The organism is Janibacter sp. A1S7 (genome assembly GCF_037198315.1).
Classification (GTDB): Bacteria; Actinomycetota; Actinomycetes; order Actinomycetales; family Dermatophilaceae; genus Janibacter; species Janibacter alittae.
This window is the reverse complement of the sequence record NZ_CP144913.1, coordinates 222,115-237,306: the sequence shown is the minus strand read 5'-3', so window position 1 is coordinate 237,306 and position 15,192 is coordinate 222,115. Positions and strand designations below refer to the sequence as shown.

Below are 15,192 nucleotides of genomic sequence, written 5' to 3'. Positions count from 1 at the left end.
AAGCCGACGTGTCCAAGCGCATCGACGTCAAGAACCTCGACATCTACTACGGCGACTTCCTCGCCGTGAAGGACGTCTCGGTGACCATCGAGCCCCGCACGGTGACCGCCCTCATCGGCCCCTCGGGCTGCGGCAAGTCCACCTTCCTGCGGGCGCTGAACCGCATGCACGAGGTGATCCCGGGAGCACACGTCGACGGCACCGTCGTCCTCGACGGGGAGGACATGTACGCGAAGGGGGTCGACCCGGTGCTCGTGCGGCGCAAGGTCGGCATGGTCTTCCAGAAGCCCAACCCCTTCCCGACGATGTCCATCCGGGAGAACGTCCTCGCCGGCGTGAAGCTGAACAACAAGCGGATCAAGCGCTCGGACGCCGACGCCCTCGTCGAGTCCAGCCTCCGCGGCGCCAACCTGTGGAACGAGGTCAAGGACCGGCTCGACAAGCCCGGCTCCGGGCTCTCCGGCGGCCAGCAGCAGCGCCTGTGCATCGCCCGCACGATCGCCGTCGAACCGGAAGTCGTGCTCATGGACGAGCCGTGCTCTGCCCTCGACCCGATCTCGACGCTGGCGATCGAGGATCTGATCGATCAGTTGAAGGAGAGCTACACGATCGTCATCGTCACGCACAACATGCAGCAGGCCGCCCGGTGCTCGGACCGGACCGGCTTCTTCAACATCGAGGGGACCGGCCAGCCCGGCCAGCTCGTGGAGTTCGACGACACCGGGCGGATCTTCAACAACCCCGGCCAGCAGGCCACCGAGGACTACATCTCGGGGCGCTTCGGCTGAGTCACGTCATCGGGTCAGCCGGTGATCCCCAGAGGGTCAGAAACCGAAGAAGATCGGCGTCAGGATCCACATGAGGATCGCGGCGCTGAGGCCCGCCCCGGGGAAGGTGAAGATCCAGGCGCCGACGATGTTCTTCGCCACGCCCCACCGGACGGCTTTGAGCGACTTCGTCGCGCCGACACCCATGATCGCGGACGTGATCGCGTGGGTCGTCGAGATCGGGGCCCGCAACGCCGTCGCCACGTAGAGGATCGAGGCGGCAGTGACCTCCGCAGCGAATCCCTGCGGCGGGTCCAGGTGGATGATCCCGCGACCCAGGGTGCGCATGATCCGCCAACCACCGGCATAGGTGCCCATCGAGATCACGACGGCGGACATCACGAGCACCCACAGCGGGATGCTCTGGTCACCACTGTCCTGATAGCCGGCCACCGTCAGGGCGAGCACGACGACACCGGCCGTCTTGGCGGCATCCTGCATACCGTGGCCGAAGGCCATTGCGGCCGCCGAAGCGGTCTGGGCATAGCGGAAGCCCCGCTTGGTGCGGCCGGGGTGGGCGTCGCGGAAGGCCCTGAGGATGAATCGCATCACGAGGTAGCCGACGACGATGCCGACGATCGGGGAGAGGACCATCGGGATGATGACCTTCTCGAGGATCCCCTGCCACTTCACCGCGGCGCCGGCGGCCAGTGCCGCGCCGCCGAGCCCTCCGATGAGGGCGTGCGAGGAGGAGGACGGCAGCCCGAACCACCAGGTGAGCAGATTCCACGCGATCGCACCGATCAGCGCGGACGCAGCGAGCACGAGTCCGAGGTTTCCGTCGGGGGCGTCGATGATGCCCTCCCCGACCGTCTTGGCCACCTTGGCGCCGAAGAACGCACCGAAGAGATTCGCCACCGCGGCCATCGCCAGCGCTGCCCGCGGGGTCAGCGCCCGGGTGGAGACGGACGTGGCGATCGCGTTCGCCGCGTCATGGAAGCCATTCGTGTAGTTGAAGCCCATCGCCAGGAGAGTGACGAGGGCGACCGGAATCCACTCCACGTCGGTCAGGACTCCTTGATGGCGATGCCCTCGACGCGGTGGGCCACGTTCTCGAAGGCATCGGCCGCCATCTCGAGGCGCTCGATGATGTCCTTGTGCTTGATCACCTCGATGGGGTCGCTCACGGCGCCGCCGAAGAGGTCGCGCAGCAGACGGCGGTAGATCGCGTCGCCCTCGTTCTCCAGGCGGTTGATCTCCACCCAGTAGTCCTTGAGCTCCTTCATCGTCGCCAGCTGCGGCATGGCCTGCGCGGTCAGCTCGGCCATCCGCAGGATGACCTCCATCTGGCCGGTGATCTCGGGCATGAGGCCGTTCATCCGGTAGAGCACCACGGTCTGGCCGACGGACTCGATGTGGTCGGTGCAGTCATCCAGCGCGGCGGCCAGCTCGACGATGTCGGTGTGGTCGAAGGGGGTGACGAAGCTGGAGTTCACCTTGTGGATGATCGCGTGGGTGGCCTCGTCGGCCTCGTGCTCGATGTCCTTCAGCCGGGGTGCCAGCTCCTCACGCTCCGCCGGGCTCGCCCCGAGCATACGGGTGAGCATCTCGGCCGCGGCAACGGCATGGCGGGCGCTGTCGGCGAGGAGCTGGTAGAAGCCGTCATCTCGTGATTTTGCTCGTAGGAAGCCCACTCGTTCTTGTCTCCGGATCGGGGGGGAAGTCACGCTGTCGGTCCCAGCCTAGAACCGTCACACCACTTCCACGCCATCGGCACGCGCCCCACGACAGGAGAGAGTGCGCCGGGCCGGGAGCGCCTCACGGCGCACGGCCGCTCGTAGCGGCGATTTTTGGGACCCGGGGCTACCGCGGCCCGGCGCACTCCCCCACCCTAACGGCGACCAAGGTCACGATGTTCCCCTTTCGCATCTGCCGGGGCTCTTGCGTGGTGAGGGGCCGTCGGGACTGGGGAGCAGTCAGGCCAGGTGGCCGCTGCGCCACAGCCGCGCACTCGCCTCGAGGTTCTCGGCAGTGCCGATCATCGCCGAGGCGGCGGTGACATTGCCGTCCTCCAGGTGCGCCCGGCCGGTCGCGATCACCCGGCAGAAGGCGGCAGCCCGCTCCAGGGCGATCGCCAGGTCCCCGTCGAAGACGCCGGAGAGGATCCGGTCGGACAGCTGGCGCATCTCGTCGACGCCCGGCGGCTCGACGACGCCGGCGATGACGTGGCTGACGGGGGCGACGGTCATGCCGGATCCGTACTCCCGGGCGGCCTCCACCGGCTGGCGCTGCACCCACTCACGCAGCAGGTACATCCGCCACAGCGCGCCCGGCAGGCTGCGCGCCGGCCGGTCGGACCACAGCTGGGCCAGGGTGTCGATACCCAGCTCGTCCACGAGACGCACGAGCCGGTCGGTCGTCGCTGGATCGGCTCCGGAGCGCCCGGCCTCGACGACGGTCACGGCGGCCGCATGGGCTGCCTCGGCCGCCTCGGCGGGGTCGGGGAGCGTGCCTCCGTAGGCCTCCATGGCGTCGGGGCCGAAGTGGAGCGGTCGCCGCGGCCTGCCGGGATCGACCACGACTCAGCGCCGCTGCCGGTTGAGCAGTGCGCGCACGAGCGTGACCGCCTCGGACTGGGACAGCTCGGTGCGCGAGGTCTCCCAGGAGGCATGCAGCAGACGGCGCATCTCTGAGTTGGCCCAGAGGTGCTTGCCGCCGAGGTTCTCTGCGGCATCGCGCAGGGCCGACGACACGTCACCGTCCGGCGCGAGCTCGGCGATGCCCCAGCTGTCGGCCGTGGCCGCATCGAGCGTGCGGCCCCCCAGCCCGAAGGAGAGTGCGCGCTGCTGACCGATCGCTCGCGGCAGCAGCCAGGCCAGCCCCGGGTCGGGGGCGCCGGTTCCTCCCTTCGGCGGGACACGGAAGCAGGCGTCTGCGGAGCAGAAGGCGAGGTCCCCGGCGAGGACGAGGCCGAGACCGGAACCGGCCGCGAGCCCCTGGACGCCGACGAGGACGAGCTTGGCGGAGGAGTTGAGCAGGGTGAAGAGCTCCTCGAGGGCGGCCGCGAGCTCGAAGACGGCCGTCGTCGGGTCGTCCGCCTGCTCTGCCTCACTCGTGTCCGACCCGACGCAGAAGTCAGCGCCGTTGGCGGTCAGCGTCAGGATGTCGACGTACGGGTCCGCGAGGGCGCGCTGGACCTGCTCGTGCAGCTCGCGTGCCATGCCGAGGTCGAGTGCGTTGCCGGCCTCGGGCCGGTCGAGCACGACTCGGGCCAGGCGATCGGATGCTTCGTACGTGACTCCCACACCCTGAACCATAGCCACCGCGGCCTCCGGAGCGCACTCCCCTGACGTGGTGCCGGGGTTGCTGCTCACGGCCGGAGGTCGTGGGTCGGCTCGATGTCGGTTCCCGGGGCGAGCCCGTGGTCCTCGAGAGCCATCCGCAGGTGCTCGGCCGCATCGATGTTCAACGGGCTGGATGTCCAGGCGGAGATGGGCAGGTTGAGGTAGCGCTTCTCCCGCACGGCCGGGAGGTCCTTCGTCGCCGGGTTGGACTCGAGCACCCTGACCTTGTCCTGAAAGCTCTGCCCGGAGTAGTCCACGAAGGCGAAGAAGTCGGGTTCGGACGCGACGAGCCGTTCCCAGGAGACCTCCGTCCACGTGTCCTGGACGTCAGCGGCGGCATTCTTCGCGCCGGCCGCCTCGATGATCGCCTGCGGACCGCCGAAGGCTCCGCTGGTGAAGATGTCCTTCGTCCCGGAGTCGAAGAGGAAGACGGTCGGGGTCTTCGTCGCCCGGGGCAACCCGTCGAGGGCATCGAGGCGGTCCTTGATGTCCGTGGTGACCTCCTCGGCCACGTCGTCGCGTCCGGTGATCTGCCCGAGGTTCTCCAGGTCCGCGTAGAGCGCCTCCCACGGCGGCATCGTCCCGCGGGCACCATCCGCCTGACGGCAGCTCTCGGAGAGCACGTAGGGGGCGATGCCATGGTCCCTCAACGCATCCGGTGTGAAGTTCTTCTCCTCACTGAACCCGTAGTTCCACCCGGAGACGACGACATCGGGCTTCGTCGCGATGGTGTTCTCCATCGTCGGGTAGTCCTTCGACGCCACGGGCAGGGCGTCGACGACGTCCTGACCGTAGGCCACCGACAGCGTCTCGTTCGGACCGTCGACTCCCGTCACCCCGGCGATCTGGTCCTGCGCGCCGAGGGCGAGCACCATCGCGACCATGTTGCCGTCGCCGGTGACCAGGAGCCGCTCCGCGGGCGAAGGGAAGGTCTCCTCGGCTCCGCAGTTGGTCACCGTGACCTCCCCCTTCGTCTGCGCGGCCGAGGGGTCTCCCGCGCCGCTGCCGCATCCGGCGAGGAGACCGCCGAGGACGGCCACGGCGGCGGCGCGCACGACGCGGCGGGGTGCCGGGCGGATGGGGCTGGAGGTCATGAGACTGCCTTTCTCTGATCGGCGAGCACGGGTGCGCCGGCGCCGAGGACGAGGTGGGCCCGGCCGGTGACCGGATCCGTGAGGTGGGCCGCGTCGACGTCGAAGACGCGGTGGAGGGTGGTGGGGTCGAGGACGCTCGTGGGTTCTCCGACGGCGAACAAGCGCCCCTCGTGGAGCACGGCGACCCGGTCGAAGTGGGCGGCGGCCAGCGACAGGTCGTGCACGGCCGCGAGCACGGTGGCGCCCAGCCCCCGGATGGTGTCCATGAGCTGGATCTGGTGGTGGATGTCGAGGTGGTTCGTCGGCTCGTCGAGGACGAGCAGGTCGCTGCCCTGGGCGATCCCGCGCGCCAACATCACCCGGCGTCGCTCACCCCCGGACAGGTGCTGGCAGGGACGGTCGACGGCGTGGGCCATCCCGACGGCGGCGAGCGCATCGAGCACGACGGGTTCGTCGGACGTGTCCGTCACGGCCCACGGGGGCCGGTGCGGGATGCGGCCCATGGCGACCATCTCGCCCACGAGCAGGTCCTCCGGCGGCGCGTCCTCCTGGCCGACGTGGGCCAGCCGGGTCGCGCGCTGCCGCGGGGAGAGGGTCGACAGGTCGGCCCCGTCGATGTGCACCGTGCCGGCCGTCATCGGTCGCAGTCCGATGAGCGAGCGGATGAGGGTGGACTTCCCGCTGCCGTTGCGTCCGACGAGGGCAACCATCGACCCTCGCGGGATGTCCAGGTCGACCCCGGAGACGATCGTTCGTCCGTCGATGCCGCAGGCGAGGCCCCGCGCGACGAGGTGGTGCATCGTCAGCCTCCCGAGTAGGTGTAGTGGCGCCGGCCGAGGAGCAGCAGGAAGATCGGTGCACCGACGAGGCCGGTGACGACGCTGAGGGGGATCTCCTGGGGGCGCACGATGACGCGCGCGGCGATGTCGACCCAGAGCATGAAGAAGGCTCCGCCGAGGGCGGCCACCGGCAGCACCGCGCGGTGCAGGGCGCCGACGAGGATGCGCGCCAGGTGCGGGATGACGAGACCGACGAAACCGATCCCCCCGGAGACCGCGACGAGGACGCCGACGAGAACCGAGACGAGGACGAAGAGGCCGACCCGCAGGCCCTTGACCGGCACGCCGAGGCCCGCGGCGACGTCCGGCCCTGCCGCGAGCGCATCGAGCCAGGAGTGCAGGCTCATCAGGATCACGCCCGCGATCGTCACGGCGATGACCGACGGGAGGATCTGTTGCCACACCGTCCCGGAGAGGCTGCCGAGGAGCCAGAAGAGCACTGACTGCGTCGCCTTCGGGTCGGCGCTGAAGAAGACGAGGAAGCTGGAGACGGAGGAGAAGGCGGCGGACATGACGACGCCGGTGAGGATGAGGCGAAGGGGGGTGATCCCACCCTGGGCCATGGAGATGCCGAAGACGAGGACGGTCGCCATGAGGGCCCCGGCGAGCGCCCCGAAGGAGAGCGCCCAGATGCCCAGACCGCTGAAGACGCCAAGGACGATCACGAGGGTGGCTCCGACGCCGGCCCCGGCGGAGACGCCCAGCAGGTAGGGGTCGGCCAGCGGGTTGCGCACCAGGGTCTGCATGCAGGCCCCGGCCAGAGCCAGACCCGCACCGACGACCATCGCCATGAGCACACGCGGTGCGCGCAGCTCCCAGACGATCGTGTCGTAGGTGGGGTCGGCGCCCGGCACCCCGGTCAGTCTGGAGCGCAGGACGTCGATGACACCGGAGACGGACAGGGGCTCCGAGCCGAAGGCCAAGGAGACGACGGCGCTGACGAGGGTGCCGGTGAGCAGCACGACACACAGCGCCACCAGCGGCAGGCGCCGTCCGCCGGGGCGGTCATGAGACACCGGGCACCCCCAGGGGCAGGTCGGTGCCGCGGGCGGCTGCCGTGGCGTGGCGGATGATCCGGGTCATCCGCTCGTCGGGATCGATGTCGGGGCAGGTACCGCAGGCACCATGGCGCCGGCCGAGGCGGATGAGACAGCAGACGTTGCGCTGGTGCACCAGCGCCGGGCCGGTGGGCACGTCGATCTCCTGCAGGTCGACGAGCGGCCGTCCGCCCGGCCAGGCGGGAGCACCGAGAAACGCGTCCGCGAGGTCGGCAAGGTGGCGTTGGCGCTGCGGCGGGGTGCGGCGGTACAAGGTCGCGAAGGTCCCGGCACAGGAGGCGGCGATGCACCCGTGGGCGACGCGTTCGGTGATCCGGGACACCTCCCGGACAGCGGCCACGATCGGCCCCAGGTGAGCGGTGATGATCTCGCTGGCGGCGTCCTGCGCGGTGCCGACGTGGGTGGCGCCGGTGACCGGGGGCGCGACGCTGACCGTGTGTCCGGACTCGTCGAGCTTGACCCGCCAGGCGGAGTGGTCCATGTCCGGCACCGCCGAGGTCTGCACCCATGCGCCGATGGCAGCCAGGACGAAGCGGCCCGCGTAGTGCTGCAGCCCGCACGCCCCGCCGACGGCGAGATGACGCGTGGCCAGGCCGGCGCTGTAGGCGGCGACCAGGTCGGACACGAAGGGGATCTCGGTCAACCGGGTCACCGGATGCCAGCCGACGAGGCCGCTCGGTGGATCGAGGTCAGGGGTCAGGGTCAACGGCGCGCGCGTCGGTGCAGCGCGCAACAACTCACAGGCCTCCGCCACGAGGGCGGGAGGCGCGGGGACGGCAGAGCCCACGGTTCTCCAGAAGCATCAGGGGCCCGAATCGCGAGGCCCGGTCGGATGACGGTGAGCCAGCAGGTTTTCGGACTCGGGGTCGTCCCGACGGAGTTCCTTCCCGGGCTGGCAGCCCAGTGGTTCACACTCCGTCAGTCACCCTCACCGCTGCGCGACAGTTCCGGATTCGCACCGGATTCCCTTGCACTGGTGTGCGTCTGACTCACCACGGACCATAGCAGCGACTCCGCCCGCCACCGACGGATCCATCCGTAGACTGCCTCCCGACCGGTTCGGACGAAGGGGGCAGCACAGATGCGTGGACGACGCACCCGCACCGCAGGGGCGCTCGTCGCCGCACTGGCCGTCTCGCTCGCCGGTTGCTCCCTCCTCGGTGAGGACCCCCCTTCGCCATCGGGGACGACGACGTCCACCGCGTCGTCGGGCTCGCCGGAGAGGGATCTCGTCGAGACCCGGGCCCAGCCGGCCGAGGGGCGCGACTGGGTCGTCCTCGTCGAGGACCCGACGGACACCGATCGAGTCGCCGACGAGCTCGAGGGGTCCGGCCTCGCCCTGACCTCGCTCAACCGGGGCATCGGCATGGTGACGCTGCGCAGCACCGACGACGACGTCCGCACGGTGGCCGAGGACGTCGACGGGGTGGTGCACGCGGTGACCGACCAGAGCGTCGGCTGGTCCCCCGAGGAGGAGCCCACCCCCACCGCGGACGACACCTCTCCCGCGGGCAGCACGCTGCGCCCTCCACCTCCCCCCGAGGGCGGCGACCCCTTCGACGGGTGGTTGTGGGGCATGGCCGAGATCAACGCCGCCCGGGCGCGATCGGTGACGACCGGGGATCCGGACGTGCGCGTCGGGGTCATCGACACAGGTGTCGACTCCGGCCATCCCGATCTGGTCGACCGCGTGGACGAGGAGCGCTCGCGGTCCTTCGTCACCGACCTGCCCGGTCTCGACGGTGCCTGCGAGCACGACGGGTGCATCGACCCCGTGGGCAGCGACGACAACGGGCACGGCACCCACGTCGCGGGGACCATCGCCGCCTCCGCCAACGGGCTCGGCGTACAGGGGGTCGCACCCGAGGTCGGCATCGTCGACCTGCGCGCGGGCCAGGACTCCGGCTACTTCTTCCTCGGTCCGGTCGCCAATGCGGTCACCGCCGGCGCGGCGCAGGAGCTCGACGTGCTCAACATGAGCTTCTACGTCGATCCCTGGCTCTACTCCTGCCCGGGCGGCGCCCCCGAGGACTCCGCCGCCCAGGCCGCCGTGCAGGACGTGACCATCGAGCTGATGGGACGGGCCCTCGAGCTCGCCCACGAGCAGGGCGTCACGCTCGTCACGGCAGCCGGCAACAACGACCGGGACCTCGCCGACCCCGGCATCGACCAGACCAGCCCCAACTTCGGCGACACGACGCACGAGCGGACGCTCGACGAGGACTGCCGGCTGCTCCCCCTCGACGGGCCGCACGTCGTCGGCGTCTCCTCGATCGACGAGGACCTCACGCGCAGCGGCTTCTCCAACTACACGTCCGACCCCGGCTCGGACGACGTGGCGATCGCAGCACCCGGCGGCGCGGGCGCCGACGGCGGCCTGCCCATCCTCTCGACGGCATCGAGGGACGAGCTGCGCGCCACGGGCCGCGTCGACGACGAGGGCCGGGTGAGCGTCTCCGGCGCCGAGGAGGGGATCGTCCGCAGCTGCCCCGAGGGCATCGGTCAGGGTGAACCCGACCCCGAGGAGACGTGCGGGCTCTACACCTGGCTGATGGGCACGTCGATGGCCGCTCCGCACGTCAGCGGCACCGCCGCCCTGGTCATCAGCGAGCACGGCGGCCGGATGGCTCCCGACGACGTCGTGCAGACCCTGCGCCGCAGCGCCCGCGACCACGAGTGCCCGTCGCTCGGCAGCGACGAGGACGGTGACGGGGGCACCAGTGCCGTGTGCACCGGGACCACCGAGCGCAACGGCTTCTTCGGCGACGGCATCCTCGACGCAGCCGCGGCCGTGCGCTGACCGGGCGACCTCCGCGGGGACGGGGCACCCCCTTCGCCTCAGCCGTCGAGGACGTCCTCGGCGCTCTCACCGGTGACGTCCTGCGCGTCCGGGTCCTCCAGGTCGAGACCACCGAGCGGCTGGCTGGACCAGCCGGCCAGGCGCCATCCCGACCGCGGGTCGCCCTCGAGGACACCCATGCCGGTGTTCATGATGCTCAGGTCCGCGGCCTCGTCCCGGGCCAGGCCCGCGGCCACCGTCGCGAAGACCCGAATGGCCGCGCCGTGGCTGAAGAGCGCAACGGTGTCACCGTCGGCGTGCTCGCTCGTGATCGCCTCGACCGCCGAGGTGTAGCGGGTGAGGAAGCCGCGACCGCTCTCGCCACCGCCGAGCACGTGGTCGAGGTCGCCGCGCATCCACCGTACGAGTGCAGCGATGTAGGCCTCGCGGGACGGTTCGTCCGAGCGCAGTTCCAGCGCCCCGGCGGAGATCTCCTGCAGGCCTTCGCGCACCCGGACGTCGACGCCGCGCGCGAGGGCGAGCGGCTCTGCCGTCAGCTGGGTCCGCACGAGGGGGGAGGCGTAGACGCCCGAGACCGGCTCGGCCAGGGCGTCGGGCACGGCGCGGGCCTGCACACGGCCCAACCCGGTCAGGCCCGCCCCCGGGTAGGCGGTGTCGAGTGCCCCGGTGACGTTGTGGGGTGTCTGGCCGTGACGGATGAGGAGGAGTCGCACGGATCGATCGTGTCACGCACCCTCGGCAGGGCACGGTCCCGTCCCCGACGGGACAGATGACTACGCGGCGCAGGCGCCGGTGGAGACCGGATCGGTCGCCCGGGCCGCGCTCTCGAGCACGGGGCGGGTCTCCTCGAGGGTGAGGGCGTACCCGGTGCTCTGGTGCGTCTGGGACTTGGCGAAGACCGTGCCGACGACCTGGCCGGACGGTGACAGCAGGGGTCCGCCGGAGTTGCCCTGCTCCACCCGGGTGTTGACTGCGTAGACCTGCCGGTCGACGCCCGGGGTGCCGTCGATGCCGGCTCCCCGCGCGGTGATGAGCTCACGGACGCGGCCGGCCTCGAGGTCATAGGGGCCACCGAGGGGGAAACCGGCGACCACCACCTCGTCACCGTGCGACTGCGGCCCGCCGGTGGGCAGCGGGGTGGCCGCCAGGCCGGGCACGGCGAGGACGGCGACGTCCCGCCGCGGGTCGAAGGCGACCGTCGTCGCCGGGTACGTCCGACCGCTCCCGGCGAGCTGGACCGAGGGCTGGTCCACACCGGCCACGACGTGGGCATTCGTCACCACCCGTCGGGGAGCCGCCACCCACCCGCTTCCGGTCTGGCCGCGGCCGCAGCCGGTCGCCACGCCGCTCACCTTGACCACCGAGTCGGCCGCCTGCTCGATGCCCGGTCCCTCGGCCACACCCGACGCCGGTGGCTCGACCGGACGGATCGGTTCGGACCGCACGCCGGTGAAGACGCGTGGGGCGTCGGTCGCACCCAGCGCCCGGTAGACGCCGCCGAGCACTCTGTCCGCGGGCGTCGGCATCGCCCGGTCGATGGTCTGGATGATCGTGGATCCGGCCACGGGCTGCGCGGCGCCCGGGAAGGCGCCGACGACGGCCGAGGCCGCCAGCCACACGACGGTGGCGCCGACGAGGAGGGCGGCGGCGGCGCCCAGCAGTGAATCGAGCGCCCGGGCAGGGCGGAAGCGCACCCACGAGCGCAGGCGGACGCCGACCATCGCGCCGAGCGACTGGCCGATCGCCGCGGCGATGAGCACGCCGAGGACGAGCAGGACCCCACTGCGAAGGGGGTCCCCGCCGGCCAGGTCCGAGCGGGCGAGGACCCCGGGGAGCATCCACAACGCGAGCAGTCCGCCGCCGAGGAACCCCGCGAGGGAGAAGAGTCCGGCCACGAGGCCCGTGCGGTACATGCCGCTCGCGTAGGCGGCGAGCGCCAGGACGAGGACGATGTCCAGGGCAAGCGCTCCGGTCATGGTTGCTCCTCGAACGTCGTGGGGGGCGTCGCGGCCCCCGACATACCACCACGTCCGTCTGGGAAAGCGATGCGGAATCCCTGTGGGCCCCGTGGGACTCGAACCCACAACCTACGGATTAAAAGTCCGCAGCTCTACCATTGAGCTAGAGGCCCGGCGTGCCCGTGAAGACTAACGCCAGTCCCGATCGGTGGATGCGGCGGACGGCCGCCGGTGCGCGGCGCCCACTGCTGCCAGCCACCGTCATCGTCAACTCCTCCGATCAGCGGGCGTCGCCCGACCCCGAGCGACCCGACATCAGCGCGTCGACCAGCAGGGTGAGGCCACCACCGAGGAGCCAGACGTCCTTGGCGATCGCGGTGCCGTCCTGGCTCGGGCGGACCGCCGAGCCCTCCTGGGTCATCCCGGGGGTGTTGAGGTACATCCGCACCAACCCACCGCCGAAGGCGGTCAGTGCGGCGCCGGCGAGCGAGGAGGGAACGAAGGGGGTGAGCAGTGCAGCGCCGAGGGCGATCTCGCCGGCGCTGAGGGCCTTGCCGAACTCCTCGGGCTTCATCTTCGTCACCTGGGGCACGGCGTTGGCGGCCATGCCCTGCAGCTGGCCGGCCGCCTCGGGCGGCAGGTTCCGCTTGGTCAGGCCGCTGTTGAGGATGAAGGCGCCGGCAGCCAGGCGCAGGGGGAGGTGGCTGAGCTTCACGAAAACTCCTTGAAATCGAAACGATACCCGCACATCGTACGCGGCGAGGCGCTGCGGGGCCTGATGGCGGGTACGGGTGGACTCCCGCGCGGCGGAGCCATAGTGCGAGGGGTGGCCGACGGCCTCGTCGCATCCAGTTCGCATCCGAGGTGATCATGAACTTCACTCCGTCCGACACCGAGAAGCTGCTCCTGAGTGTTGCCGGGATGGTCGCCCGCGACCGCCGGGACCGCGGCGTCCGCCTCAACCACCCGGAGGCAGTCGCGCTGATCTCGTGCTGGGCCCTCGAGCGGGCCCGCGAAGGCGCCCTCGTCAGCGAGTTGATGAACGACGGACGCCATGTCCTCGCCCGTGAGGACGTGATGGAAGGAGTCCCGGAGATGATCCCCGACGTCCAGATCGAGGCGACGTTCCCCGACGGGCGCAAGCTCGTCACGATCACGGAGCCGATCCAGTGATCCCCGGCGAGATCCGGGCCAGGGGCGATGCCCCCATCGAGCTCAACGCCGGTCTGGAGGCGCGTTCGCTCGTCGTCGTCAACGACGGCGACCGGCCGATCCAGGTCGGCTCGCACCTCCACCTGCCCGACGCCAACCCCGCGTTGGCCTTCGACCGGGAGGAGGCCCGCGGCTTCCGGCTGGACATCCCGTCCGGCACCTCGGTCCGCTTCGAGCCCGGTGTGAGCAAGACGGTCGGCCTCGTGGCCCTCGGCGGCCGCGCCGAGGTCCCCAACCTGCAGCTGCGCACGCCCGACGAGCTGCCGACCCACGGTCGCGAGCCCCGCCCGGTCGTCCCCTTCGGCACGCCCGGAACCGAGGTCGACGCACCGCAGGTCGCCCGGGGCAGTCGGGTCCGGGTCAGCGATGAGCCGGCCGACCACGACCAGACGAAGGGGGAGGAGCAGACATGAGTCGCATGGACCGCCGTGAGTACGTGAGCATGTACGGCCCCTCGACAGGCGACCAGGTGCGCCTGGGCGACACCGACCTGTGGATCGAGGTCGAGGAGGACCGCACCGTCGGCGGCGACGAGATGGGCTTCGGCGGAGGCAAGACCATCCGCGAGTCGATGGGCCAGGCCCTGACCACCCGCTCCGAGGGTGCGCTGGACCTCGTCATCACCAATGCCGTCGTCCTCGACGACTGGGGCATCGTCCGCGGCGACGTCGGCGTCCGCGACGGCCGAATCGTCGCCGTCGGCAAGGCCGGCAACCCCGACGTCATGAACGGCATCCACCCCGACCTGATCATCGGCCCCGGCACCGACGTCATCGCCGGAGAGGGCAAGATCCTCACCGCCGGAGCCATCGACACCCACGTGCACTACCTGCACGAGACCGAGATGCTCGAGGCGCTCGCCACCGGCACGACCACCGTCACCGGTGGCGGCACCGGCCCCACCGAGGGCTCCAAGGCCACCACCGTCACGCCGGGGGCGTGGTCCCTGGCGATGATGCACCGTGCCTTCGACCACATCCCGCTCAATGTCATCTTCTTCGGCAAGGGCAACACGGTCAGCATGAAGGCCCTCGAGGAGGACGCCCGGGCGGGTGCCGGCGGTTACAAGGTGCACGAGGACTGGGGCGCCACCCCGGCGGCCATCGATGCCGCCCTGCGAGGAGCGGACGAGTTCGGCCTGCAGGTGGCCCTGCACGCCGACAGCCTCAACGAGACCGGGTACGTCCAGCACACGCTCGATGCGATCGCCGGACGTGGCATCCACGTGTTCCACTCCGAGGGCGCCGGCGGTGGGCACGCGCCGGACATCATCGTCACCGCAGGAGAGTCCAACGTCCTGCCGGCCTCGACGAACCCGACGCTGCCGCACACGATCAACACCGAGGCCGAGCACCTCGACATGCTGATGGTCTGCCACCACCTCAACCCGCGCATCCCCGAGGACCTCGCCTTCGCCGAGTCGCGCATCCGCGGGACGACGATGGCGGCCGAGGACATCCTCCAGGACATCGGAGCCATCTCGATCACGTCCTCCGACGCCCAGGCGATGGGCCGGATCGGTGAGCTGATCTCCCGCACCTGGCAGGTCGCCCACGTGATGAAGAACCACCGTGGGTCACTCGGCTCCTCCCTCCCCGCCGACAACGAGCGCGCCCGGCGCTACGTCGCGAAGTACACGATCTGCCCGGCCGTCGCGCACGGCGTCGACCACGAGATCGGATCGATCGAGCCCGGCAAGATGGCCGACCTCGTCCTGTGGGACCCGGCCTTCTTCGGCATCCGGCCGGCCTCCGTGATCAAGGGCGGCGCCATCGTCAGCGCCGCCCTGGGTGACCCGAACGCCGCGATCCCGACCCCGCAGCCGGTGTTCATGCGGCCGACCTTCGGCTCCGCGTCCGGGTCGGCTCCGCACCTGGCGACATCCTTCGTCTCGCCGCTGGCGATCGAGGACGGGCTCGGTGAGCGGCTCGGCCTGACCCGTCGGCTCACGGCCCTGCGCCCGACCCGTGGGGTGACGAAGGCGGACATGCCCAACAACACCGCCCTCCCCTCGATCGAGGTCGACCCCGAGACCTTCGCGATCGCCATCGACGGGGACACGGTCCGACCCAACCCGGTCGACGTCGTCCCGCTCGCCCAGCGCTACACGATGTTCTAGA

At 70.9% G+C, this 15,192-nt stretch carries 16 protein-coding genes, 1 tRNA gene and 1 riboswitch; of the genes, 5 read left to right on the top strand and 12 right to left on the bottom strand.

Going from position 1 to position 15,192, the window contains the following annotated elements; genetic code table 11:
* The first annotated feature begins 8 nt into the window (after window positions 1–8).
* Window positions 9–788, top strand: coding sequence for a phosphate ABC transporter ATP-binding protein PstB (pstB, locus tag V1351_RS01150; protein WP_338749917.1), 780 nt, complete (start codon window positions 9–11; stop codon window positions 786–788).
* A 36-nt stretch (window positions 789–824) separates the two neighbouring features.
* Here the strand turns inward: pstB and V1351_RS01145 are convergent, their stop codons facing one another.
* From V1351_RS01145 to V1351_RS01110, 8 genes are all read right to left on the bottom strand, one after another.
* Entirely contained in the window at window positions 825–1,829 is a 1,005-nt protein-coding gene (locus V1351_RS01145; RefSeq protein WP_338749915.1) for an inorganic phosphate transporter, read from the bottom strand.
* A gap of 5 nt (window positions 1,830–1,834) precedes the next feature.
* The gene (locus V1351_RS01140; protein WP_338749913.1) at window positions 1,835–2,494 is read right to left on the bottom strand and encodes a DUF47 domain-containing protein; all 660 of its coding nucleotides are present in this window, start codon (window positions 2,492–2,494) and stop codon (window positions 1,835–1,837) included.
* Between the two features lie 249 nt (window positions 2,495–2,743).
* Complete coding sequence (locus V1351_RS01135) at window positions 2,744–3,295, bottom strand: hypothetical protein (protein WP_338749911.1); 552 nt, start codon at window positions 3,293–3,295, stop codon at window positions 2,744–2,746.
* A gap of 54 nt (window positions 3,296–3,349) precedes the next feature.
* Window positions 3,350–4,072, bottom strand: coding sequence for an enoyl-CoA hydratase/isomerase family protein (locus V1351_RS01130; protein WP_338749908.1), 723 nt, complete (start codon window positions 4,070–4,072; stop codon window positions 3,350–3,352).
* 65 nt (window positions 4,073–4,137) lie between these two features.
* Window positions 4,138–5,205 carry an ABC transporter substrate-binding protein gene (locus V1351_RS01125; protein WP_338749907.1) on the bottom strand — a complete coding sequence of 356 codons (1,068 nt, stop codon included), beginning with the start codon at window positions 5,203–5,205 and terminating at the stop codon, window positions 4,138–4,140.
* Window positions 5,202–6,005 (bottom strand): ABC transporter ATP-binding protein, encoded by an 804-nt coding sequence (locus tag V1351_RS01120; RefSeq protein WP_338749905.1) that lies wholly within the window; start codon window positions 6,003–6,005, stop codon window positions 5,202–5,204. The genes V1351_RS01125 and V1351_RS01120 overlap by 4 nt, the downstream gene beginning before the upstream one ends.
* A 2-nt stretch (window positions 6,006–6,007) precedes the next feature.
* Complete coding sequence (locus V1351_RS01115; protein ID WP_338749903.1) at window positions 6,008–7,060, bottom strand: FecCD family ABC transporter permease; 1,053 nt, start codon at window positions 7,058–7,060, stop codon at window positions 6,008–6,010.
* Window positions 7,050–7,889, bottom strand: a complete 840-nt coding sequence (locus V1351_RS01110; protein WP_338749901.1) for a hypothetical protein — start codon at window positions 7,887–7,889, stop codon at window positions 7,050–7,052. Before V1351_RS01110 ends, V1351_RS01115 begins: the two co-directional genes overlap by 11 nt.
* A gap of 41 nt (window positions 7,890–7,930) precedes the next feature.
* A riboswitch (cobalamin riboswitch) is annotated at window positions 7,931–8,106 on the bottom strand.
* A gap of 77 nt (window positions 8,107–8,183) precedes the next feature.
* On the opposite strand from V1351_RS01110, the gene V1351_RS01105 reads away from it, so the two are divergent.
* On the top strand, window positions 8,184–9,902 hold the full coding sequence (locus V1351_RS01105; RefSeq protein WP_338749899.1) for a S8 family peptidase: 1,719 nt from the start codon (window positions 8,184–8,186) through the stop codon (window positions 9,900–9,902).
* 38 nt (window positions 9,903–9,940) lie between these two features.
* On the opposite strand, the gene V1351_RS01100 is transcribed toward V1351_RS01105, so the two are convergent.
* The 4 genes from V1351_RS01100 to V1351_RS01085 all read right to left on the bottom strand — a co-directional run bounded on the left by V1351_RS01100 (window position 9,941) and on the right by V1351_RS01085 (window position 12,575).
* Window positions 9,941–10,615: a histidine phosphatase family protein gene (locus tag V1351_RS01100; RefSeq protein ID WP_338749897.1), complete on the bottom strand. Its 675-nt coding sequence runs from the start codon at window positions 10,613–10,615 to the stop codon at window positions 9,941–9,943.
* 60 nt (window positions 10,616–10,675) lie between these two features.
* Window positions 10,676–11,878, bottom strand: coding sequence for a MarP family serine protease (locus tag V1351_RS01095; protein WP_338749895.1), 1,203 nt, complete (start codon window positions 11,876–11,878; stop codon window positions 10,676–10,678).
* 83 nt (window positions 11,879–11,961) lie between these two features.
* Window positions 11,962–12,033, bottom strand: a tRNA-Lys gene (locus V1351_RS01090).
* Window positions 12,034–12,140: 107 nt separating this feature from the next.
* Entirely contained in the window at window positions 12,141–12,575 is a 435-nt protein-coding gene (locus V1351_RS01085) for a hypothetical protein (protein ID WP_338749893.1), read from the bottom strand.
* Between the two features lie 155 nt (window positions 12,576–12,730).
* Here V1351_RS01085 and V1351_RS01080 point away from each other — a divergent pair, with 155 nt between their 5' ends.
* The 3 genes from V1351_RS01080 to V1351_RS01070 are packed head-to-tail and all read left to right on the top strand — an operon-like array spanning window position 12,731 to window position 15,191.
* Window positions 12,731–13,033: an urease subunit gamma gene (locus tag V1351_RS01080; protein WP_338749891.1), complete on the top strand. Its 303-nt coding sequence runs from the start codon at window positions 12,731–12,733 to the stop codon at window positions 13,031–13,033.
* On the top strand, window positions 13,030–13,485 hold the full coding sequence (gene ureB, locus V1351_RS01075) for an urease subunit beta (protein ID WP_422388992.1): 456 nt from the start codon (window positions 13,030–13,032) through the stop codon (window positions 13,483–13,485). Before V1351_RS01080 ends, ureB begins: the two co-directional genes overlap by 4 nt.
* Window positions 13,482–15,191 (top strand): urease subunit alpha, encoded by a 1,710-nt coding sequence (locus tag V1351_RS01070; RefSeq protein WP_338749889.1) that lies wholly within the window; start codon window positions 13,482–13,484, stop codon window positions 15,189–15,191. Before ureB ends, V1351_RS01070 begins: the two co-directional genes overlap by 4 nt.
* Window position 15,192: the final 1 nt, after the last annotated feature.